At 71.5% G+C, this 20730-nt stretch carries 15 protein-coding genes; all 15 read right to left on the bottom strand.

Translation table 11 applies throughout. The features are described 5' to 3' along the window. Positions 1–3: 3 nt before the first annotated feature. The 15 genes from ACVHNB_RS16700 to ACVHNB_RS16630 are packed head-to-tail and all read right to left on the bottom strand — an operon-like array spanning position 4 to position 20668. The gene (locus ACVHNB_RS16700; RefSeq protein ID WP_428950362.1) at positions 4–1287 is read right to left on the bottom strand and encodes a DUF4910 domain-containing protein; all 1284 of its coding nucleotides are present in this window, start codon (positions 1285–1287) and stop codon (positions 4–6) included. Further along, entirely contained in the window at positions 1275–2300 is a 1026-nt protein-coding gene (locus tag ACVHNB_RS16695; RefSeq protein WP_428950363.1) for an NAD-dependent epimerase/dehydratase family protein, read from the bottom strand. The genes ACVHNB_RS16700 and ACVHNB_RS16695 overlap by 13 nt, the downstream gene beginning before the upstream one ends. 3 nt (positions 2301–2303) lie before the next feature. Then, on the bottom strand, positions 2304–2966 hold the full coding sequence (locus ACVHNB_RS16690; RefSeq protein WP_428950364.1) for a PIG-L deacetylase family protein: 663 nt from the start codon (positions 2964–2966) through the stop codon (positions 2304–2306). Continuing rightward, positions 2963–3757, bottom strand: a complete 795-nt coding sequence (locus ACVHNB_RS16685) for a glycosyltransferase family protein (protein ID WP_428950365.1) — start codon at positions 3755–3757, stop codon at positions 2963–2965. The genes ACVHNB_RS16690 and ACVHNB_RS16685 overlap by 4 nt, the downstream gene beginning before the upstream one ends. Further along, positions 3754–5007, bottom strand: a complete 1254-nt coding sequence (locus ACVHNB_RS16680) for a class I SAM-dependent methyltransferase (RefSeq protein WP_428950366.1) — start codon at positions 5005–5007, stop codon at positions 3754–3756. Before ACVHNB_RS16680 ends, ACVHNB_RS16685 begins: the two co-directional genes overlap by 4 nt. Beyond that, on the bottom strand, positions 5004–6245 hold the full coding sequence (locus tag ACVHNB_RS16675) for a glycosyltransferase (RefSeq protein WP_428950367.1): 1242 nt from the start codon (positions 6243–6245) through the stop codon (positions 5004–5006). Before ACVHNB_RS16675 ends, ACVHNB_RS16680 begins: the two co-directional genes overlap by 4 nt. Before the next feature lie 2 nt (positions 6246–6247). Next, on the bottom strand, positions 6248–7549 hold the full coding sequence (locus tag ACVHNB_RS16670; RefSeq protein ID WP_428950368.1) for an O-antigen ligase domain-containing protein: 1302 nt from the start codon (positions 7547–7549) through the stop codon (positions 6248–6250). 1 nt (position 7550) lies between these two features. Beyond that, positions 7551–9092 carry a right-handed parallel beta-helix repeat-containing protein gene (locus ACVHNB_RS16665; protein ID WP_456228475.1) on the bottom strand — a complete coding sequence of 514 codons (1542 nt, stop codon included), beginning with the start codon at positions 9090–9092 and terminating at the stop codon, positions 7551–7553. An 8-nt stretch (positions 9093–9100) separates the two neighbouring features. Beyond that, the gene (locus tag ACVHNB_RS16660) at positions 9101–11044 is read right to left on the bottom strand and encodes an alginate lyase family protein (protein ID WP_456228474.1); all 1944 of its coding nucleotides are present in this window, start codon (positions 11042–11044) and stop codon (positions 9101–9103) included. Next, positions 11041–13227: a bi-domain-containing oxidoreductase gene (locus ACVHNB_RS16655; protein ID WP_456228473.1), complete on the bottom strand. Its 2187-nt coding sequence runs from the start codon at positions 13225–13227 to the stop codon at positions 11041–11043. Before ACVHNB_RS16655 ends, ACVHNB_RS16660 begins: the two co-directional genes overlap by 4 nt. 56 nt (positions 13228–13283) lie before the next feature. Next, positions 13284–15218 (bottom strand): asparagine synthase (glutamine-hydrolyzing), encoded by a 1935-nt coding sequence (gene asnB, locus ACVHNB_RS16650; protein WP_428950372.1) that lies wholly within the window; start codon positions 15216–15218, stop codon positions 13284–13286. A 3-nt stretch (positions 15219–15221) separates the two neighbouring features. Next, positions 15222–16736 (bottom strand): Wzz/FepE/Etk N-terminal domain-containing protein, encoded by a 1515-nt coding sequence (locus ACVHNB_RS16645; protein ID WP_456228472.1) that lies wholly within the window; start codon positions 16734–16736, stop codon positions 15222–15224. Next, positions 16733–18100 (bottom strand): Wzz/FepE/Etk N-terminal domain-containing protein, encoded by a 1368-nt coding sequence (locus ACVHNB_RS16640; RefSeq protein WP_456228471.1) that lies wholly within the window; start codon positions 18098–18100, stop codon positions 16733–16735. Before ACVHNB_RS16640 ends, ACVHNB_RS16645 begins: the two co-directional genes overlap by 4 nt. Next, positions 18097–19362: a glycosyltransferase family 4 protein gene (locus tag ACVHNB_RS16635; RefSeq protein WP_428950375.1), complete on the bottom strand. Its 1266-nt coding sequence runs from the start codon at positions 19360–19362 to the stop codon at positions 18097–18099. The genes ACVHNB_RS16640 and ACVHNB_RS16635 overlap by 4 nt, the downstream gene beginning before the upstream one ends. Beyond that, positions 19352–20668, bottom strand: coding sequence for a nucleotide sugar dehydrogenase (locus ACVHNB_RS16630; protein WP_428950376.1), 1317 nt, complete (start codon positions 20666–20668; stop codon positions 19352–19354). Before ACVHNB_RS16630 ends, ACVHNB_RS16635 begins: the two co-directional genes overlap by 11 nt. Positions 20669–20730: the final 62 nt, after the last annotated feature.

The following is a 20730-nucleotide window of genomic DNA, read 5'->3' as shown; positions in this document are numbered from 1 at the left end:
GCGTCATGCCTTGATCAGTCCGGCGCCGTGCAGGGCGTCGGCCGCGGCGGCGACGGTGTCGAACGGCAGAGCGGACCGTTCGGCGACGTCCAGCAGACTGTGCTCGCCGTCGGAGAGGTTGAGCACCCAGAGCATGGCCATCTGGGCCTGCTTGGTGTCGCTGCGGCCGCCGAGCGCGTCGTACAACCCGCGGCGTCCCAGCTGTGGTTCGCCGTAGGGGCTGAGGTTGACGTACTGCCGGTTGCGGTCGAGCACGGCGAACGCCTCGCGGCAGACGGCGAGGGTGTCCGCCATCGCCTCCGGAGTGACGAAGTCCGGGTTGTCCGCCGAGGTGTGGTACTCGGGGTACCCGGCGTACGGGGTCCGGCTGAGCGAGCCCACGCCGAGGTCGAAACCGGGCGAGCAGTACTGCCGCTCGTCGTAGCCGTACGGGGTGAACTCGTTGATGTGGTGCGGCCGTTCGGAGGCGGACAGCACGTGCCGCATCACCCGGTCGATCTCCGCGTCGCCGCGTCTGCTCTGCTTGTACGTCAGCTGTCCCGAGTCGCCGGCGCAGGCCAGCACCAGGCCGTGCTTGACCCGCTCGATCCGCTCCGCGTTGCGCGCCAGCCAGGTGATGGCCCCGATGGTGCCGGGCGCGTAGATGAACCGGTAGGTGTAGTAGGGCGTCTGCTCGGCCAGCGCCCTGGCCAGGTACGTCGCCACCGCGATGCCGGCCAGGTTGTCGTTGGCCAGCGACGGGTGGCAGACGTGGCAGGAGACGATCACCTCGTCGGAGACCTGCCCGGGGACGACGTGCTCGGCGTAGGTGAGGTGCCCGTCGGCGAGTGTGGAGTCGATGCGCACCTCGTAGTCGCCGTCCGGCAGTGCGTCCAGCGTCTCCTGGGCCAGGCAGAACCCCCATTCGGGTTTGTAGTAGCTGGTGCGGTACGGGACCAGACCCGGCTGGTCGGGCAGGGTGTGCAGGTGTGCGCGGAGCTCGGCCAGCGGCATGGTCCGTGACACCGGCACGCTGTAGCCGAGCACGTGCAGGCTGGACGCGGCGAAGTCGACGACGCGGTTGCCCGCGGTGTCGGCGACGTACGCGTCCCGGATGTTCCACTCCTGCGGCACCGTCCAGTCGAGCACCTGCGTCCCGGTCGGCACCTCGTGCACCTGCAGCGGGACGTACTCACCGACGATGTCCAGGGTGGCGCGCACACCGTCGCCGGTGATGCTCCGGCAGAGCGGGTAGAGCCGCTCCACCAGTGCGTGCATCTCTTCGCCGGCGCCTGTCATCGGCGCCACCGCAGGGTGCCGTCGACGGTGCCGGCGTCGGACGCCGCGCGCAGCACGGCGAGGCGGGTGAAGCGTCGCTCGAAGTCCTCCTGGGCCAGCCCGTGTTTCCGGTAGGCCTCGGCGAGTTCGAGCGCGCCCTGCTCCACCGTCCACTCGACGTCGAAGCCGGGCAGCGCGGCACGGAACCGCGAGAAGTCCACCCGGTACGACCGCGGATCGGCGCCGTTCTCCCCGGTGATCACCACCTTCGAGCCGGGCACCGCCTCGGCGACCTGCTCGGCGATCTCGGCGACCGTGACGTTGTTGATCTCGCTGCCGATGTTGAACGCCCGGTCGTGCACCGCCTCCTGGGGCGCGGACAGCGCGGCCGTGAAGGCCCGCGCGATGTCGGCGGCGTGCACCAGCGGGCGCCAGGGAGTGCCGTCGGAGAGCACCCGCACCTCGCCGGACATCAGCGCGTGGCCCACCAGGTTGTTCAGCACGATGTCGGCGCGCAGCCGGGGCGAGTAGCCGAAGGCGGTGGCGTTGCGCATGAACACCGGGGTGAAGTCGTCGTCGGCGAGTGCGTGCAGGTCGTCCTCCACCCGCACCTTGGACTCCGCGTACGGCGTCACCGGGCGCAGCGGGGCGTCCTCGGTCACCAGGTCGTCGCCGCCGGAGGCGCCGTAGACGGAGCAGGTCGACGCGTACAGGAAGCGCCGCACGCCGGCGTCGCGGGCCAGCCGGGCGAGGCGTACGGACGCGTGGTGGTTGATGTCGTAGGTGAGTTCCGGTGCCAGCGAACCCAGCGGGTCGTTGGAGAGCGCGGCCAGGTGGATCACGGCGTCCACCCCGGCGACGTGTTCGGCCGTGATGTCACGCAGGTCCACCCGGTGCCCGGACGGGTCCGCCGGCGGCGGGCCGAGGACGCAGTCGGCGAACAGGCCGGCGTCGAGACCGACGACTTCGTGTCCGGCTGCCGTGAGGACCGGGGCCATCACGGTGCCCAGGTAGCCCTGGTGTCCGGTCAGCAGTACGCGCAAGGTTCATTCCCCCAGAGTGGAAGTGCCGAGATCGAGCGTGAGTTTGGAGACGGCGAAGGCCTCGGCGTAGCGGGCGTGGCATTCGATGCCGCGGATCCGCGCGAGACCGAGGAAGGCCTCCCGGTCGTACCAGGGCCGGTGCCGCTGCGAGGGGTAGTGCTCCTGGAGCAGCCGGACCTTCTGTTCGGCGGTCTCCGGGGACAGCGGCTGGTACGCCGACGGGCGGCCGAGGTCGCCGTCCCACTTGACGATCTCGTAGCGGAGCACGAGGTGGTCGCGGTACGCGGTGGTCATGAGCTTCGCCAGGCCGCGGTGGTCCTGGTGCGCGTCATCGGTACGCGGCGCGAGGACGAGGTCCGGCTCGGTCCGCTCGCGGAGCTCCTCGACCGCGGCCTTGGCCTCCTCCCAGTGCGCGGGCATCCGGCCGTCCGGCAGCTTGAGCACGGTCAGCCGCAGGTCGGCGCCCGGGCAGAAGGCGGCGAGCGCGGCCTGCTCCTCCTGCTCCCGCTCACTGCCGCCGCCGGAGAGCACCAGCGCGTCGACCCGGATTCCCGGGTGGGCGAGGCACAGCGTCAGCAGGGTGCCGCCGGCGCCGATGGCGATGTCGTCGCAGTGCGCGCCGACCGCGACGATCCGGTCGAGCCGACCGGCCCCGAGCCGGATCACGCACTCACCCCCGCGGCGTCCCGCTCCCACACGGCCCACGGGCGGTCGCCCCGGGTGTAGGCGTCGTCGAGCGCGGCCCGTTCCTTCACGGTGTCGGTCGGCTTCCAGAAGCCGCGGTGCTGATGTGCCACCAGCCGTCCCTGCTTGGCCAGTTGGGCGCATCCGTCGGCGACCAGGTCCCCGTTCTCCGGTATGTGGTCGAAGACCTCCTGCCGGAGAACGAAGTAGCCGCCGTTCTCCCACAGCGGCATGTCGCTCACCGCGGTGATGCCCCCGACCAGACCGTCCTCGCCCAACTCCACGCAGTGGAAGGACGATTGCGGCGGTACCACCATCATCGACGCTCCGGCGTCGCGCGCGGCGAACCGGTCGATCATCTCCGGCAGCGGCGCGTCGGTGAGCACGTCGGCGTAGTTGGCGAGGAACATCTCGTCGCCGTCCAGGTGGTGGCGGACCCGGCGCAGCCGCTCCCCGATCGGCGACTCGATGCCCGTCTGCGCGAACGTGATCGTCCAGTCGGCTATGTCGGTGGACAGCAGCTCGGTCCGCCCGCCGCGCAGCACGAAGTCGTTCGACGTCGTCTCCTCGTAGTTGAGGAAGAAGTTCTTGATGTGGTGCGCCCCGTACCCGAGGCACAGGATGAACTCGGTGTGCCCGAAGTGCGCGTAGTAGCGCATGACGTGCCAGATCAGCGGTCTCGGGCCGACCATCGCCATCGGCTTGGGCACGTCGTCGGCGGCGCCGCTGCGCATCCGCATCCCGTAACCGCCGCAGAACAGAACGACCTTCATGCTGTGACCTCTTTCAAGGACGCGACCTCGACAATGCTCAGTTCCGGGATGGGAAAGACGAGGCGGCCGCCCCACTCGTGCACGAAGGACAGCTGCTCGACCAGCTCGGCCCGCAGGTTCCACGGGAGGACGAGGACGTAGTCGGGCCTGTCGGTGCCGATCTGCTCGGGCGACAGGATCGGGATGCGGGTGCCCGGGGTGAACCTGCCGTGCTTGTACGGGTTGCGGTCGACCGTGTACGGGAGCAGGTCGGGCCGGATGCCGCAGTGGTTGAGCAGGGTGTTGCCCTTGCCCGGGGCGCCGTAGCCGACGACCGTCTCGCCGCGCTCGGCGGCCTCGATGAGGAACTTGAGGAGGTCCCGGCGCACCTTGGCCACCCGCGCGGAGAACTCGGTGTACCCGGACAGCTCCTGCAGCCCGGCGGCCTTCTCCCGGGCCAGCACGTCGGCCACCTGCTGCGTCGGCTCGCCGGCCACCTCGGCGGGCCGGGCCCACAGCCGGATGGAGCCGCCGTGCGTGGGCAGCAACTCGACGTCCACGAGCTTCAGCCCGCCGCTGGCCAGGGCCCGGATCGCGGACGCGACCGTGTAGTACTGGAAGTGCTCGTGGTAGATCGTGTCGTACTGGTTCTCCTCGATCAGGGTCAGCAGGTGCTGCACCTCGATGGACACCCAGCCGTCGTCGGCGACCAGGGCGCGCAGCCCCTGGGTGAACCCGACCACGTCGGGAATGTGCGCGTACACGTTGTTGGCCACGACCAGGCCCGCCGGACCGTGCTCGGCGCGGACGGCCGCGCCGGTCTCCGGGGACAGGAACTCCGTGAGGGTGGGCACCCCCGCGTCCCGTGCCGCCGCGCCGACGTTCACCGACGGCTCGATGCCGAGGCAGCGGATCCCCCGGTCCACCACGTGGCTCAGCAGGTACCCGTCGTTGCTCGCGACCTCGACCACGAAGCCGTCGGGGCCGAGACCCACCTTCTGCACGGCGTCGGCGACGAACGTGCGCGCGTGCTCCACCCAGGAGGTCGAGTAGGAGGAGAAGTACGCGTACTCCTTGAACGTCTCCTCCGGCGTGATCAGCGGCGGGATCTGCGCCAGCCAGCAGTCCGTGCAGACCCGCAGGTGCAGCGGGTACGCGGGCTCCGGCTCGTCCAGGTGGTCCGCGGCGAGAAAGCTCTCGCACGGTGGCGTCGCTCCCAGGTCGACGACGCTCGCCATCGCTTCCGAGCCGCAGAGTCGGCATCGTGTCATGTGCTGTCCCCATCCCCCCTGCTCGCGCGGATGTCCCCGCCACGAGCCAGTGCTGACCGCCCCGCGATCGCGGTGCGGTACTCCTCCACCAGGCGCTCCAGGCCGACGGCCGGGCTGAACCCCTGCTCGTAACGGCGTCGGGCCGCCCGGCCCATCTCCCGGTTGCGGTCCGGTTCGACCGCGATCCGGCGTATGCAGGACGCGAGCGAGGCGGCCTCGCCCGGCCGGTGCAGCAGCCCGGTCACCCCGTCCTCGACGAGTTCGACGAAGGCGCCGTGACCGGCGGCGACGGTCGGCACCCCGGCCGCCATCGCCTCGACGACCACGAGGCCGAACGCCTCCAGCCACGTCGAGGGAGCCACCACGGCGACCGACCGGGCGATGGCCTTCTGGCACTCCGCCGTGTCGTACAGGCCGACGTAGCGCACGTCGTCCCGGCCCGCCGCCCAGGCGGTCACCTCCTGCTCCAGCGGCCCCGCGCCGGCGATCACGAGCGGTACGCCCACACCGCCGCTCGCCGCGAGCTCGTCCCACGCGGCCATCAGCAGCCGCACTCCCTTGGCCTGCGCGAGCCGGCCGAGATAGAGCACGTGCTCGCCGGCGTCCTCACGGCACGTACCGGGGTCGGGCACGAAGTTGTGCTTCACCGCCAGCCGCTCGGCCGGCATGCCCGATCGCACCAGCACGTCGCGCTGTGCCTCGGAGATGCAGAAGAACCGCTCCACGCCGGACCACCAGCGCCGCCGGTTGACCGACAGGCTGACGGCGAGCGGCACCGTCGCGAGCCGGGAGTTCCGGTAGCAGCCGTGCCGGACGGCGGGCAGCGGCGTCGACCCGACGCACTCGGTGCACGGCCGGCCGTCCCGTTGCAGCGTGCCGGGCGGGCAGACCTGGGTGTAGTTGTGCAGCGTCGCGACGGCGGGCACACCGGCGTCGGCGCAGGCGGCAAGCACCGCGGGCGACAGGAGCGGGAAGACGTTGTGGACGTGGACCACGTCCGGCCGCTCGGCGCGCAGCCGGGTGGCGAGTTCGCCGCGGACCGCCGGGTTCCACGGCACGAGCAGCGGTACCGCGGCCTTGCTGAGCAGGGACCGGTCGGCGATGGTGTCGCTGCGCCGCTCGAACACCTCGACCCGGTGGCCGGCCGCGCGCAGCAGCTCCACCTCCTGGTCGACGACCTTGTTCTCCCCGCTCGGCTGCGCCGAGGCGTAGCGGTTGTGCACCACGAGGACGTGCATGCTCAGGTCACCTCCGGTTTACGGGCCCGGCGCGGCACGCGTCGTCGGGGGACGTCGGGCGCGGGCAGCGCGGTGGCCGCGGCAGGCGCCGCCAGCAGCGAGGCGGCCACGGCCAGATGCAGCAGATACGGCGAGGCATCGCCGAGCCCGGCCTCGGTGTACGACGCGATCGCGCAGTAGCTGATCAGGAAGATCGCGCAGGCCCGCTGCAACGACGGTGGCCGCAGCAACGCGACGCCGGCCAGGACGATGATGATCGCCGCCACGATGGCGGTGCCGATCAGGCCCTGCTCCTCGTACACGGCGAGCCAGCTGTTGTCGATGGGCAGCCCGCCGAACGACTTGTCGCCCAGGCCCATGCCGAACAGCTGCTCCGAGGTCGTCCGGGGTGCTGCCAGCAGGGCGTCCCAGACCTTGGCCCGGCCGGTGAGGTTGGAGAAGTTCTCCTGGGTCTGCCCGCGCAGGAACCACGCCTGCAGAGCGGAGCTGAACCCCACCGCGGCCACCGTGGCGCACAGCACCGTCCAGGCGAAGAACCGGCGGGCGGCGGCGCTGGTCAGAATGAGCGAGCCGATCGCCAGGGCAAGACCGACGAGCAGGCCGAGCGTGGCGGTACGGGTATGGGTCAGCGCGAGCAGGACGAGTGACGGCACGATGACCACCGCCGCGCTGGTCCTGTCGGTCCGGCGGCCCAGGAGGAGCAGCACGGTGAGGCCGATGATCACCGCGGCGTACTGTCCGATCTGCGGCGGGGTGAGCGGCCACAACGCTCCGACGAGGCGTCCGCCGTAGAGCTCGGGCAGGGCGGCGCCCGGTGAGATGACCAGGCCGGCGGCCACCGACCCGAGCACCGCGAAGTACAGGCGGATGTGGTGCCGGGCGAACGTCAGGCCGCCGTCCCACCAGCGGCTGAGCAGCCACAGCGTGCCGACGAAGAGCGCCAGCCGGCCGCAGCGGAACAGCGCGCCGAACCCGGACTCCAGGTCCGCGCTGGAGATCACGCTCGGCACCAGCAGCAGGGTGAGCAGGAGCAGGAAGGCGCCGCCCCGGATGCGCAGCCGGAGATTGACCGCGAGCGCCAGGGCGAACGCGGCGACCAGCGAGCCCATCGTGACCATCTGGATGAGGGAGCGGGGCAGCGGGACGATGGTCTTCGCACCGGCGGAGCCGAGCGTGTTGAGGATCAGCAGACCCCAGACGATGCCGACGATCTTCGGAGTGCCGGCCGGGCGCGGCGCGGCGGGCTGCGTGCCCGCGGTGTCCGGTCGGCTCGGCGGCCCGGTGCGCGTCAGGTTCCAGGCCATCTCAACCACCCGCCTGTGCGCGGAAGGTGCTGCCCGCGTCCTGCTGGTACGGCGCGTCCTGCCACTCCCCGACGTCGAGCACCTGGCTCGGGTCGCGGGCGACGAACTTCCACGGTCCGAGGTAGGCGTTGTCGTGCCAGCGGTTGTGCTGCTTCTCGGTGATCGCGTCAGCCACCCCTTCGCCCTTGTAGGGCGACCAGTCCGGATAGGTGCCGTAGTTGGCGAGCACCGACATGCGGTCGCACTTCGCCGTGCACTTGAGGACGGACTTGTCCAGCACGAAGCGGTTGTCGTGGATGTCCACCCGCTGGGTCTTCCACCGGCAGTCGGCGTAGAGCGGTGCTTTGGAGATCGCCGGTTTCGCGCAGCGGTCGGTGTGGTGCACCAGCAGGGTGCAGTCACCGGACGAGGTGTTGGCCGGGCTGTTGCAGAACCGGTCGGCGTTCTCCCACAGGGTGATCCCGGACCAGTTGTTCTCCAGCACGTTCCGGTAGATCTCGATCTTGTCGGTGCGGGCTCGGATCCGCGGTTCGCCGCCGGACTCGGACAGGTAGACGGTCGCGAACGGGAAGCTGTCGCCGCTGTCGGCCGCCTTGCGGCCCTCGACCCAGTTGTTGCGCCGGATCGTGTTGTTCCGGATGACCGCGTTGTAGCTGGTCTCGTAGATCAGCGCGGCCCCGTCGTTCGCCTCGAGCACGTTGTTCTCGATGCGGAAGTCGTTGTTGTTGGTGTCAGCCCACAAGCCGGTGCCGCGGTTGTCGTGCACCCAGTTGCCGCGTACGTCGGCGCCGTTGACGGCCCAGAACTTGATGCCTCCGGTGCAGCCGCAGCCCTTGCGCCGCCGCTCCCAGTCGCCGGTGTTGTTGCCGACGATCTCGTTGCCCTCGACGACCAGGCCGCTGAGGGGACCGCCGGACTTGTACGCGTTCATTCCGTACTGGCCGTTGTCGCGCAGGCAGTTGGCGCGGACCTGCTGGCGGGCACCGGCCATCAGCCCGGCGCCGGAGTTCTTCTGGATCGTCGCGTGCTCGATCACCCAGCCGTCGGCCGAGTCGTGGTTGACCACGCCCTCGTTCTGCGGCGCGACGAAACCCTGCACGGTCAGGTAGCGGATGGTGACGTCGCGGGCGCTGCCGCCGAACGCGTACTGGTTCTTCTTCCGGCCGTCGAGCACCGCGCCCGGCGCACCGAGGTAGCGGTTCCCCTTCTTGGGGATGACCTGGGCGTAGCGGTCCGGGTCGAGCCGGTGCTTGCCCGGCCGGAGCCAGAACGTGGTGTGCGGGGGGTTGCTCTTGGTCTTCGCCGCCAGGTCACCGACCTTCTTGGGGTCGACCGTCACCGCGCCCGCCGGTGCCTTCGCCGGCCCGGCCGCGGGTTTGGCGCACACCCGGGCCACGGCCGTGGACGGGGTCGCGGACGTGGAGGGCACAGCGGTCGGCTCTGTCCGCGCGTCCGTCGTCGTGTTCTCACAGCCGGTCACCGTCAGCAGGGCCAGCGCCAGTAAAGCCGTCGCCCACACCCAGTGCCGCCTCTTGATCTCCACGCGCCCCCCTAGCCGTGGAACCCGAGCACGGTGGTGAAGCCCTCCGTGCCGTCGGTGAAGCCGGTGCCGACCAGCGTGGTAGAGGGTTCCTTGCGCCCGAACCCGGCGGAGTACCAGCCCAGCGGCGGTTCGGTCTCGCCGCAATGGGCCCGCCAGCTCAGTTCGCCGGGCAGGTCGAGCACGGCGGAGCGGTCCTCGCCGTCCCGGGTCCAGGTGAGCACGGCCCGGTCGCCCGACAGGTCAGCGGTGATCGCCGGGCCGAGGTGGAACGCCAGCCGCACGGCCCGGCGCGGGCCGCGCACCTCGTCGACGATCCTCAATTCCTTTGTCGCTTCGGTCAGTTCGACCCGGCGGCGGTGCACGGAGTCCTCGTAGCCGTCGTGCTCGGCGCACCAGCGGGCCACGCCCTCTCCGGACGTGTCCGCGACCAGGACACGACTGCGGGCCTGGCGGGTCCACAGGAAGGGGCCGCCGGAGACGGACTGGTCGCTGCCGTCCAGTTCCAGGGTGTTGTGACCGAGGGTCGACCGGAAGTACTGCCGCCACTCGGGCTGCCCGTGGTAGCAGAACGTCCCGGGGTCGGCGAGCACGTCGACCCCGTCGTGCCGGACCTCCACGGACAGCGCGTCCGCGTGGGCATGCGCGGCGATGGACAGGAAGCCGTGCGGACCGCCGTCGCAGCGGCACCAGATCTCCGACCCGCCGCGCAGGATGGTCAGGCCCGCGTCGGCGAAGTGGGCCGGTCGGCTCGCCGGACGCGTCACGGACGGTTCCGTGCGCTTGATGAGCGCGGCGAGGAGCGGGGTGCGCACATCGGTGCCGGTCACGGCCGGCCACCAGGCGAGCCGGCCGAACACGGCGTCCCCGGTGGCGAGCAGCGAGGCCCAGCGGTCGGTGCCGGCGCCGTCCACGACCAGGCCGTACCCGTCGTCCGCGTCGCCTTGGCGCGGCGGTCGCAGGCGGCTGTCGACGACGGCCGCGAGCGCGTCGGTCATCCGCAGCAGCACCAGCCGGATCGACGCGGGGACCGGCACGTCGGCGGCATCCGCCTCGGCCACCGCGGCCAGGCCGAGTTCGAGCACCAGGCCGTGGTACTCGGTGGCCAGTTCGCGGTTGAGGCCGGAGACGAAGGTGTTGTTGCGCAGCTGCCGCTCCAGCGACCGCAGCGCGTCGTCTCGCCAGCGCGCCGAGGAGGGGAACCAGCCGAACGCGCAGGCCGCGGCGAACTGCCCGGCGGTCTCGGCGATGACGTGGTTGTTCGCCGAGGACCCCCGGCTGGGGAAGGCGGCCAGCCAGCGCTGGTGGTGCCAGATCTGGTTCCGTGCGACCGGGTTGTCCTCGAACAGCTCGGCCGCGCCCGCCCAGCCGTCGAGCAGCCGGCGGATCCACACCCAGGACAGCAGCCGGATGCCCAGCTCGATGCCGCTGATCCAGTGCACGCCGCGCAGCGGCGGGTTGGCCGCCCACCACGACCTCAGGTGCTCGGCCACGCGCTCGGCGTACCGCTCGTTCCCGGTGACCGCGTAGGCGGCGGCGAGCACGGTGAGGTACTGGTGCCGGGACGGCTCCCAGATCTGCTTGATGTCCCCGACCACGTCCTCGTTCCGGTACGGCACACCGAAGGCGTAGCCGAACGGCGCCCGGCGGCCGGTCTTCGGGTCGTACCACCAGTCCGGATCGGTCAGGTCGTCGCGGACCACTCCGAAGAATTCGGCGTGGCCGTACATCAGCCGGTCCGCCTCGGCGAGGAGACGCTTCGCGGCGTCCGGCGGTATCGCGCCGATCGTCCCGGCGGGCAGGACCGCGGTGAACCGGGCGCCGGTCACGCTCGGGCAGTCGGGCCGCGCCGACCTCCACCGCCGCCTGCGCACCGCGTCGCCCACCCGGCCGCCGACCTCCGCCGGTCTCATCCGGGACAGCCGCCGCAGGTACCAGCCCGCGCTCATGGTCATCGCGTCCTCGCCAGCGTCACCGGCGCGCCGCCGGCCAGGCCGGCCTGCACGGCGAGGGTGGCCGACGTGGTGGCGACCAGCGACTCCAGCGGTACCGGCATCGGCCCGCCGGTCCGCACGGCCTTGATGAACGCGGCCAGTTCGGCGTTCTGTCCCTTGTCCCGGGCCTTGGGCAGCCGCGAACTGACCCACCGCTTGCGGCCGTAGACCGAGGCACGGACGAAGTCGTCGAGCCGCAGCACCTTGCCGTCCGCGACGAGGTCCAGCGTCTCCTTGGGGAAGCCGGGCGCGCCGGTGGTGACGTAGCTGATGGTGGCGGTGGACCCGTCCGGGTAGCTCAGTACGACCTGCAGGTCCTCGTTGCCGGACGAGGCGACCGTGTACACCGAGACCGGGTCGGCCTCGAGCAGCCAGCTCGCCGTGTCGATGAAGTGTCCGCCCTCGCCCTCGAACCGCGAGCCCTCCGTGCCCTGCTGGAGGTACCAGCTGCCGTGCTGCAGCCGGCCCGCGTTGACCAGGTAGCGCAGGCTCGCCGGACCGGTCCGGGCGCCGAGGCGCTTCTTCGCCTCCTGCAGCAGCGGCGCGAAGCGGCGGTTGAAGCCCACCTGCAGCCGGTCGTTGCCGGACTCCTCCACCGCGGCGAGCACGCCGGCCAGCTCGTCCTCGGTGAGGGCCAGCGGCTTCTCCACGAACACCGCCTTGCCGGCCAGCAGCGCCTTGCGGGTGAGTTCGGCGTGCGAGCTGTGCCGGGTGACGACGAAGACCGCGTCGATGGACTTGTCGCCGAGCACGGCGTCGAGGTCGGTGGTCGCCTCGGCGAAGCCGAACTTCCGCTGCGCGTTGGCCGCGGACAGCGCCGTCGTGGTGACGACGGTCGACAGCTCGACGCCGTCGCGCTGCGAGAGGTGCGGCAGCAGCATCGATGTCGCGTAGTTGCCCGCGCCGACGAACGCAAGGCGCACCGGTGTCCCGGCGGCCCGGGCCGGGGCGGCTGCCTCGCCGCTGCGGCGCACCGCGGGCACGGCCACCACCGGGGCCTCCGCCTCCCCTTCCCCCGACTGTTCGGGGTACCGGAACAGCACGGCCACGGCCTTCAGATCGCCGTCCTTCAGGCGCTGGTACGTCTCGACGGCGTCGTCGAAGTCGGCGACGTGGGAGACCAGGGGCTCCACGTCGACACGGCCGCGGGCGACGAGGTCGAGGAAGCACGCGAGATTGCGGCGCTCGGTCCAGCGCACGTAGCCGATCGGGTAGTCCCGCCCCTCGATCTCGTACTCCGGGTCGTAGCGTCCGGGGCCGTAACTGCGGGAGAACCGGACGTCGAGCTCTTTCTCGTAGTACGCGTTCCACGGCAGGTCCAGGCGGCACTTGCCGATGTCGACGACCCGGCCGCGGTCCCGGCAGAGCCGGGCGGCCAGCTCGACGGGCTGGTTGCTGCCGCCGCCGGCGGCCAGGTACACCTGGTCCACGCCGTGACCGCCGGTGAGTTCGGCGACGGCGGCCTCCACGGCCGCGGACCCGGGATCGCCGCAGGCCGCGGCGCCCAGGCGCTCGGCGAGCTCGCAGCGCACCGGGTCGGGGTCGGCCCCGACGACACGGACGCCCGAGGCGGTGAGGAGCTGCACCACCAGCTGTCCGATCAGCCCGAGGCCGATGACGAGCGCCACCTCACCGAGCTGCGGCTCGCCCTGGCGGACGCCCTGCATCGCGATCGACCCGACGGTGCCGAAGGCCGCGTGACGCGGCGCGAGGCCGTCCGGCACCGGGGTGTAGAGGTTCTTCGGCACCCAGTTCAGTTCGGCGTGCAGCGCGTGCTCGTTGCCGGCGCAGGCGACGAGGTCGCCGACCTTCACATCGTCGATCCCGGGGCCGACCTGCTCGACGATCCCGCACAGCGAGTAGCCGAGCGGCGTGTAGGAGTCCAGCTTGCCCATCACCTTGCGGTAGGTGGCGGGCACCCCGTTGGTGGCCACGCTCTGCATGACCTTGGCCACCTGGTCGGGGCGGGAGCGGGCCTTGCCCAGCATCGACATGCCGGCCTCGGACACCTTCATGAGCTCGGTCCCGGTGGATATCAGCGAGTAGGCGGTGCGGACCAGCACACCGCCCGGCTTGCAGCCCGGCTCCGGCACGTCGAGCACCGCAAGCTCGCCGCTCTTGTAGTTCTGTACAACCTGCTTCACCCGAAGTCCCCTTGTTCCTCAGCCGTGTTCGCCGTGTTCGCCGTCTTCGCTGTCTTCTACGCCGCCGAGCGAGCGCTCCGACCGGTCCCGGAGGTCGCGTCGCGGTACCAGTACTCGAGGGTCAGCACGTGCCACAGGTGCTTGGAGAAGTCCCGCTGCCCGGCGGCGTCCTCGGCGACCATGCGCGCGAGCGCGTCGCGGCGCAGGAGCCCGGAGTTGACGAGCACACCGTCGTGCACCACCTCGCGCACCAGCGGTGCCAGGTCCCGGCTCATCCAGGCGCGCAGCGGGGCGCTGAACAGGCCCTTGGGGCGGTAGACGATCTCCCGGGGCAGGACCGAGGTGGCCGCCTCCTTGAGGACGGCCTTGCCCTGCCGTCCGACGATCTTGCGGTCGCCGGGTACGGCGAACGCCGCCTTGACCACCTCGACGTCCACGTAGGGCACCCGCACCTCGGTCGACGCGGCCATGCTGGAGCGGTCCGTGTACGTGAGGTTCAGGCCCGGCAGGAACATCCGGGCGTCGCCCAGGCACATGCGGTTGACGAAGTCGTCGAGGTCGTTGTCCTCGTAGATGTCCGCGTGCTCGGTCAGCACGTCGTCGACCGTCCCGGCCAGGTCCGGATCGACCAGGGCGAGCAGTTCCTCCTGGTCGTACATGGTGTAGCTGCGCCGGAACGCGGTCTCCTCCGGCAGATCGGCGAAGGAGAGGAACCGCTTCGCGAAGCGCACCGAGCGGTAGCCCCGGCGGGCCGTGGCGACCGGCAGCCGGTCCACGGCCGCGGACAGGCCGCGCCGCAGGGGCCGCGGGACGCGCTGGTAGCGCAGCGCGATCAGGTTGGCGAGGTGCTTGCGGTACCCGGCGAACAGTTCGTCGGCGCCCATCCCCGAGAGCATCACCTTGACCCCGGCCTCCCGGGCGGCCGAGCAGATCAGGAACGTGTTGATCGCGGCGGGGTCGCCGATCGGCTCGTCCAGGCTGTACGTCATCTGCGGCAGCAGGTCGAGCACGTTCGGGGCGATCTCGATCTCGTGCAGGTCGACACCGAACCGCTCGGCCACCTGCCGGGCGTAGCGCAGGTCGTCCGGCATCGCCTCGAACTTGGCGTCCTCGGCGCGGAACCCGATCGTGTAGGCGGAGATCCCGGGTTGCCGGCGGGCCGCCAGCGCGGTCAGGTAGCTGGAGTCGAGACCGCCGGAGAGGAAGGTCGCCACGGGTACGTCGGAGAGCATGTGCCGCCGGGTCGACTCCTCGACGATGGCGGCCAGGTCCGGCTGGTCGCCGCTGCGGGCCCGCTCCCGGCCTTCGGCGGCGACGTCCTTGAGGTTCCAGAACCGGCCGCGCTCCACCCGTCCGTCGGGCCGGCATCTGAGCCAGCTCCCCGGGGGCAGCTTCTCCGCTTCGCGGAACGCGCAGCGCGAGTCCGGCACCCAGTAGTAGAGCAGCGAGGCCACCAGCGCGGCGTGGTCCACCTCCAGGGACCCCCCGGTGGCGGCGGCGAGCGCCTTGAGCTCGGAGGCGAAGACCAGACCCGCACCGCGCCGGAGCAGGAACAGCGGCTTGATGCCCAACTGGTCGCGGGCGAGCACCAGTTCACCGGTTCGCTCGTCGAAGATCCCGAACGCGAACATGCCGCGCAGCCGGGGCAGGCAGTCCGTGCCCCAGCGCCGCCACGCCTCCAGCACCACCTCGGTGTCGGAGGTACCGCGGAAGCGCACCCCGGCGGCGGCCAGCTCGGCGCGCAGCTCGGGCGCGTTGTACAGCTCACCGTTGTACGTGAGGACGAGGCCGTCGGAGACCATCGGCTGGGCGCCGGTCTCGGACAGGTCGATGATGGCGAGGCGCCGGTGCCCGAGGTGCACCTCGCCGTCACCGACGCGGTGGCTGTAGCGACCGGAGCCGTCCGGACCCCGGTGGGCGAGGGTGTCGGTGAGCCGGTCGGTCACGGCCTTTCCGTCCGGCCATCGGTACGTGCCTGCGATGCCACACATGTCTTACCGCGCCTCCTGGTCGATCTCCGGGACCCGTGCCCATGACGGCCGCTCCGTCCGCGGCCGGCCCGTCGTCTTCTCCCGGGCAGGCCGCACGTTGTGGCCGCGCAGCGCGGTCTGCAGCCCGTCCCAGAGGGTGCCGTCGGTCCGGTCCCGCGGATCGGGGTCGATCAGCACCACACCGATCACCGGGATGAGCAGGTCCGCGAGCTGCCGTGCCACGGTGTGCAGCCATGCGACGCTGCCGTGCCCGGCCCGCACGACGAGCACGGTCTGCGTACCGAGGTCCTGGAGTCCGGTCCACGCCGTGCCGGGCGCCACCGAGCCGACGCCGAGCCGGTGCTCCTGATGCGCCACGGTCGCGGCATGCTCGCTGCTGACCACGGTCGGGTCCCCCGGCTTCAGGCGGCGGCCCGAGAGCTGTCGGCCGGGCAGCGCGTCGATGATGACCGCTTGCCCCTCGGCCCCCAAAGCCCTGGCGAGGTCGAGGGCGATCACGCTGGTGCTGCGCGCGCAGCCCAGTTCGAGCAGCGACACCGGTTCCGTGGAGTCCCGCACGGTGCGGGCCAGGGTCGCGGTGAGCCGTTCGCGTGCCGCCCGGGTCCGTCGGCGTTGCCACGGCCTGCCCGATCGGCGGGGCAGCTCGGCGATGACCGAGGCGCCCAGGTTCGCCGCGATGTCCCGGCGCAGCACGGGGCGGTCCGCCACCACCGTGCCGACCGCGGCCAGCGCGAGGCCGAGGACGAGCCCGAGGACGAGGCCGATCGCGGCGTCGGTGGCGGCGGCCTTGGGCAGGGAGTGCCGCACCGCGCGCGGGGCGTCCACGATCTGCGTGCCGGCGACCACCTTGGGGGTGCCGGTACGTGCGTCCGCGGCGCGCTGGTCGAAATCGGCGATCCGCGAGTTGAGTTCGGCCCGGCGGGCGAAGAGCGACTCGATGCTCGCCGACGCCTTCGGGTCGCTGTCCGGCGACCTGTTCCCGATCTCCTTGTTGACCTGGGTGAGTTCGTCCCGCATGCGGTCACGCTGGTCGCTCAGGGCTTTGGCCTCGGCATTCGCGGCTTCCTGCATCCGCCGCACGTGGTCCGCGACAAACGCGTCGGCCAACGCCTGGGCTCGGGCGACCGCTTCGGCGTCGCTGTCACCGGTCACGTCGATCTGGAGCAGGTTGTTGGTCAGGCCGGTCCCCCGGTAGTCGCGCATGAAGTCCTGCGGGTCCTCGGAGGACTTGAGGGCCCGCAGGGCCTTGTCGGCGATCTGCGTGGTCCCCAGTACGGCGACGTCGGTGCGGATCAGCGTTCCGGTGTCGTTGGGCTGGTCGTCCTCGTGCGCGACCAGCACCTTGGTCACCGCGGTCGGTGGCGGCGGCATCAGGACGGCCACCGCCGCGCCGGCCAGCAGCCCGAGGAGCGCCAGGGAGCACCAGAGGCGGCGGCGCCTGCGCACCGACACCACCAGCGCCTGCAGGTCGAAGAGCGGGGCGGCCGCCGACGACTCGGACGTCGTGCTCGTCGTCACAGCGAACCTCCCGTCATGTGACCGTGCGCCGCGAGCGCCGGAGCGGCGTCGTCCGAAGGACGGTCGGCAGACCGTGTCGCACGGGCCAGGACCGTGCCGACGACGACGGTGCCGACGACCTCATGGCTGCCGTCCGCGCACGCCTCGGCGATGCCGGCGAGCTCTTCCGCGGTCCAGCTGCCGGCGCTGAGGACCACCAGGGCACCGGACTCGGTGTCGCGGTCCGGCACGGTCGGCCGGTCCGTCGAAACCTCCACCACGCGCAGCACCGGGTCGCCCTGGGCCTCGGCGGCGAGCTGCTCGGCGGCCTGGTGGGCGGTCGCGTCGCCGTTCGGTACGACGACCAGCAGCCGCCGGGGTGAGGGCAACCGGTCCCGGAGGCGGGCGCACACCCGCTGGTAGCGGATCCGTCTGCCGGCCTCGTCGCCGGATCTCTGCGGGGCCGGTACGTCCCACCGGGTGTCGATGCCGAGGAGCCGGCGGATCCGGGCGCGCGGGGCAGCGTCCTGCGGCCGGTGCGCGCCCTGTTCACCCGGCACGTCGACGGTGCCGAGGAGCGGCGAGCCCAGCGCCGCGGCGATCTCCGGTTCGGTGCGCAGCCGGCGGTTCGCCCGTGCGGCGACGAGATGGCCGAGGACCGCGAACAGGAAGAACAGCAGCGCTCCGGCGACGATGAACTGCGTCCTCGTCGGCGGCGCCTCGCCGGTCGGCCGGGCCGCCGGGCCCATGACCACCATGCCCGCCTTGTCGGTCGCCGGGTCGGCCTGGTCGAGCTTCGTCATGGCCTCCTCCAGCGAGGTGCGCAGCTTCTCGAGGGCGGTGCGGGCCTGCACGCTCTCCACGGTCTGCCCCGGGTCGGCCGCATCGGCCAGGTCGGAGATGCGGCGGTTGGTCTCCACGACCTGCTGACGCAGCGCCTCGGTCCCGGTCGCCGCGTCGGGGTCGGTGCTGCCGCCCGCGATCCGCGCGGCGAAGCTGACGAATTCCTTGGCCACTTGGTCGGAGAGCTGCTGTGCGCGCTTCGGGGTGTCGGCCGTGCCCGAGATCTTGATGAGGTTCCCGTCGGCCGCCTTGGCGCTCACTCGGTCCCGCAGCTCGCTGCTGGTGACGTCATGCCAGTCGAGCTTGGCGGCGGCACGGTCGACCACCGACGAACTGGTCGCGATGTCCACCTGGGTCAGCAGTTCGCGCTCCTCCCACTGCCCGGGGAGCAGTACTGATGCCGACGCCGTGTAGCGGGGCGGGAACACCATCGATGTGCCGTAGCCGACGAGCGCGCCGACCACGGTGAGAACGGCGAGCAGCCGCCACCGCCGGCGCAGTATCCGCCCGACTGTGACCAGGCGGATCGTGTCATCACTCACTGACGCGGCCTCTTCCTCGTACCGTCCGGGCCACCTGCCGACACCGGAGTGCGGTCACGGCACGCGGCGGCGTAGGCGGCGAGCAGCGACGCCTGCGAGTTCCGCCAGGAAAGCTGCCCGCTGATCCGCTCCTGGCCCGTCTCGCCCATCCGGGCGCGCTTCTCCGGATCGTCGAGGAGCACCGTGATGAGCTTGGCGAATTCGGCCTCGTCGTTGGCGGGCGCGTAGACGGCGGCGTCACCGGCGGAGACGCGCGCCTCCCGGAGGTCGAACGAGACGATGGGCCGGCCCATCGCCATGTACTCCAGGACCTTGTTCATGGTGGACACGTCGTTGAGCGGATTGCGCGGGTCCGGGGACAGGCACACGTCCGCGGTGGACAGGTAGCGCACCAGGTCGGCGTCCGGAATGCGTCCGGTGAACTGCACCTGCTCGCAGAGCCCGAGCTGCCGGGACAGCTCCACCATCGCGTCGAAGGCGTCGCCGGAGCCGACGAACACCGCGTGCCAGTCGGTCCGTCCGAACTCGTCGCGCAGCTTGGCCAGTGCCCGCAGGGCGTAGTCGACGCCGTCCTGCGGGCCCATGACGCCGAGGTAGCACAGCAGATGAGGCTTGCCGCGCTTCAACTCCGGCTCGGGCGGAACCGGTTGGAAACGGTCGGTCTGCGGCGCGCTGCGCACCACGAACACGTCCTCCGGCCGCTGCCCGCCGCGGCCCACCGCGACGTCCCGGTAGCTCTCGTTCGTGGCGAGCACGACGTCCGCGGCCCGGTACGTCATCCGTTCCAGCGCGCACACGCCGCGGTAGAGCAGGTCCTTGCCGCGGTCGAACCGGGAGAGGTACAGCTCGGGTACCAGGTCGTGCTGGTCGAAGACGAACCGCGCGCCGCGCCGCTTCAGCCACCGTGCCGACAGGAACAGCAGGTCGGGCGGGTTGCAGGCGTGGACCACGTGGACCGGGCCGACCTTGCGGATCAGCCGGGCCGTGTGCCACAACGCCGATCCGTACTCCTTCAGGTAGCCGGCCGGTCCTCCGGTGGCCGCGCGCAACGGGTAGCGGTGGATCCGCACCCCGTCGATCACCGCCTCCGGCTCCGTGTCCCGCTTGCTCCCTCGGGGGCAGATGACGTGCACCTCCCACCCGGCGTCGCGCAGCGTCGTGCACTCCTGCCAGACCCGCCGGTCGAACGGCACCGACAGGTTCTCGACCAGGATCAGCGCGCGACGGCCCGTGCCGTCGCCGCCGGTCGTGTTACCAAGCAAGGCCCATGTACCCCGGTTCGGCCCGGCGCGCTTCGGCGTCGGGAAGGCGGACGAGATCGACGATCACCGGTTTTTCGCCGTGGCCGAGCGCCGAGAGGACAGCCGGGTCCTTGGTCCCGACGAGGCACACCTCGGCGTGCTCCAGCACCTCGCCGACGGAGTTCGCGAGCAGCTGCGCGAGGTGCGGCAGCCGAGTCTCGATGTACTCGCGGTTGGCGCCGATCAGCCGGGAGAGGCTCACGTTGGCGTCGTAGATCCGCAGGTCGTACCCCTTGCCGAAGAGCCTCTCCGCCAGCTCGACGAGCGGGCTCTCGCGGAGGTCGTCGGTGCCGGGCTTGAAGGACAGCCCGAACATGCCCACCCGGCGCTTGCCGGTGCGCTCGACCAGGTCGACCGCGCGCTGCAGATGGTCGGAGTTGGAGGGCAGCACGTGGGAGAGGATGGGCACCGAGACGTCGGCCCGGTTGGCCGCGTGGACCAGGCTGCGCAGGTCCTTGGGCAGGCAGGAGCCGCCGAAGGCGAAGCCGGGCCGCAGGTAGGCGGGACTGATGTTCAGCTTGCGGTCGGCCAGGAACACGTCCATGACCTGGTGCGAGTCCACCCCGAGGGCCTGGCAGACCGCGCCCAGCTCGTTCGCGAAGCCGATCTTGAGGCCGTGGAACGCGTTGTCCGCGTACTTGATCGCCTCGGCTGTCGAGACCGGCACCCGGAACACCTCGCCGGGCAGGCCGTCGTACAGCGCCGCCACCACGTCGCCGCTGTCCGCGTCGACTTCGCCGATGACGGTCTTGGGCGGGTCGAAGAAGTCCCGCACGCTCGTGCCCTCGCGCAGGAACTCCGGGTTGACCGCGACGCCGAAGTCCACCCCGGCCGTGCCGCCCACGTACTTCTCCAGGATCGGCACCAGCAGGTTCGTGCAGGTGCCCGGCAGCATGGTGCTGCGGAACACGATGGTGTGCCGCCCGCCCCGTTCGGCCAGTGCGGCGCCGATCTGCTCGGTGACCCGCTCCAAGTACGTGGTGCACAGGCTGCCGTTGGGCTCCGACGGTGTGCCCACGCAGATCAGGGACACCTCGCTGCCCATGATCGCCTCGCGGACGTCGGTGGTGGCGCGTAAGGCTCCGGTCCCTACGACCTCGGCGGTGAGCTCGCCGATCCGCTCCTCGACCACCGGGGCCTTGCCGTCGTTGACCAGGTCGACCTTCGCCTGGTTGACGTCCACACCGATGACCTCGTGGCCGAGGCTCGCCAGGCACGCGGCCGACACGCAGCCCACGTAGCCGAGCCCCAGGACGCTGACTCTCATGACCCGTTCCTCCCCCAAGGCAGGCCCTTTCGGCCTGCGTTCCCTGCGTCGTCCGTGCGATG

This window comes from Streptomyces sp. YJ-C3 (assembly GCF_053891275.1).
This window is presented reverse-complemented; position numbering and strand designations above follow the sequence as displayed.

Coding starts and splice junctions, on each gene's coding strand:
- ACVHNB_RS16685 (WP_428950365.1), bottom strand. CDS start 3,757: ATGAAGGTCGTTCTGTTCTGCGGCGGTTACGGGATGCGGATGCGCAGC.
- ACVHNB_RS16680 (WP_428950366.1), bottom strand. CDS start 5,007: ATGACACGATGCCGACTCTGCGGCTCGGAAGCGATGGCGAGCGTCGTC.
- ACVHNB_RS16675 (WP_428950367.1), bottom strand. CDS start 6,245: ATGCACGTCCTCGTGGTGCACAACCGCTACGCCTCGGCGCAGCCGAGC.
- ACVHNB_RS16670 (WP_428950368.1), bottom strand. CDS start 7,549: ATGGCCTGGAACCTGACGCGCACCGGGCCGCCGAGCCGACCGGACACC.
- ACVHNB_RS16660 (WP_456228474.1), bottom strand. CDS start 11,044: ATGACCATGAGCGCGGGCTGGTACCTGCGGCGGCTGTCCCGGATGAGA.
- asnB (WP_428950372.1), bottom strand. CDS start 15,218: ATGTGTGGCATCGCAGGCACGTACCGATGGCCGGACGGAAAGGCCGTG.
- ACVHNB_RS16630 (WP_428950376.1), bottom strand. CDS start 20,668: ATGAGAGTCAGCGTCCTGGGGCTCGGCTACGTGGGCTGCGTGTCGGCC.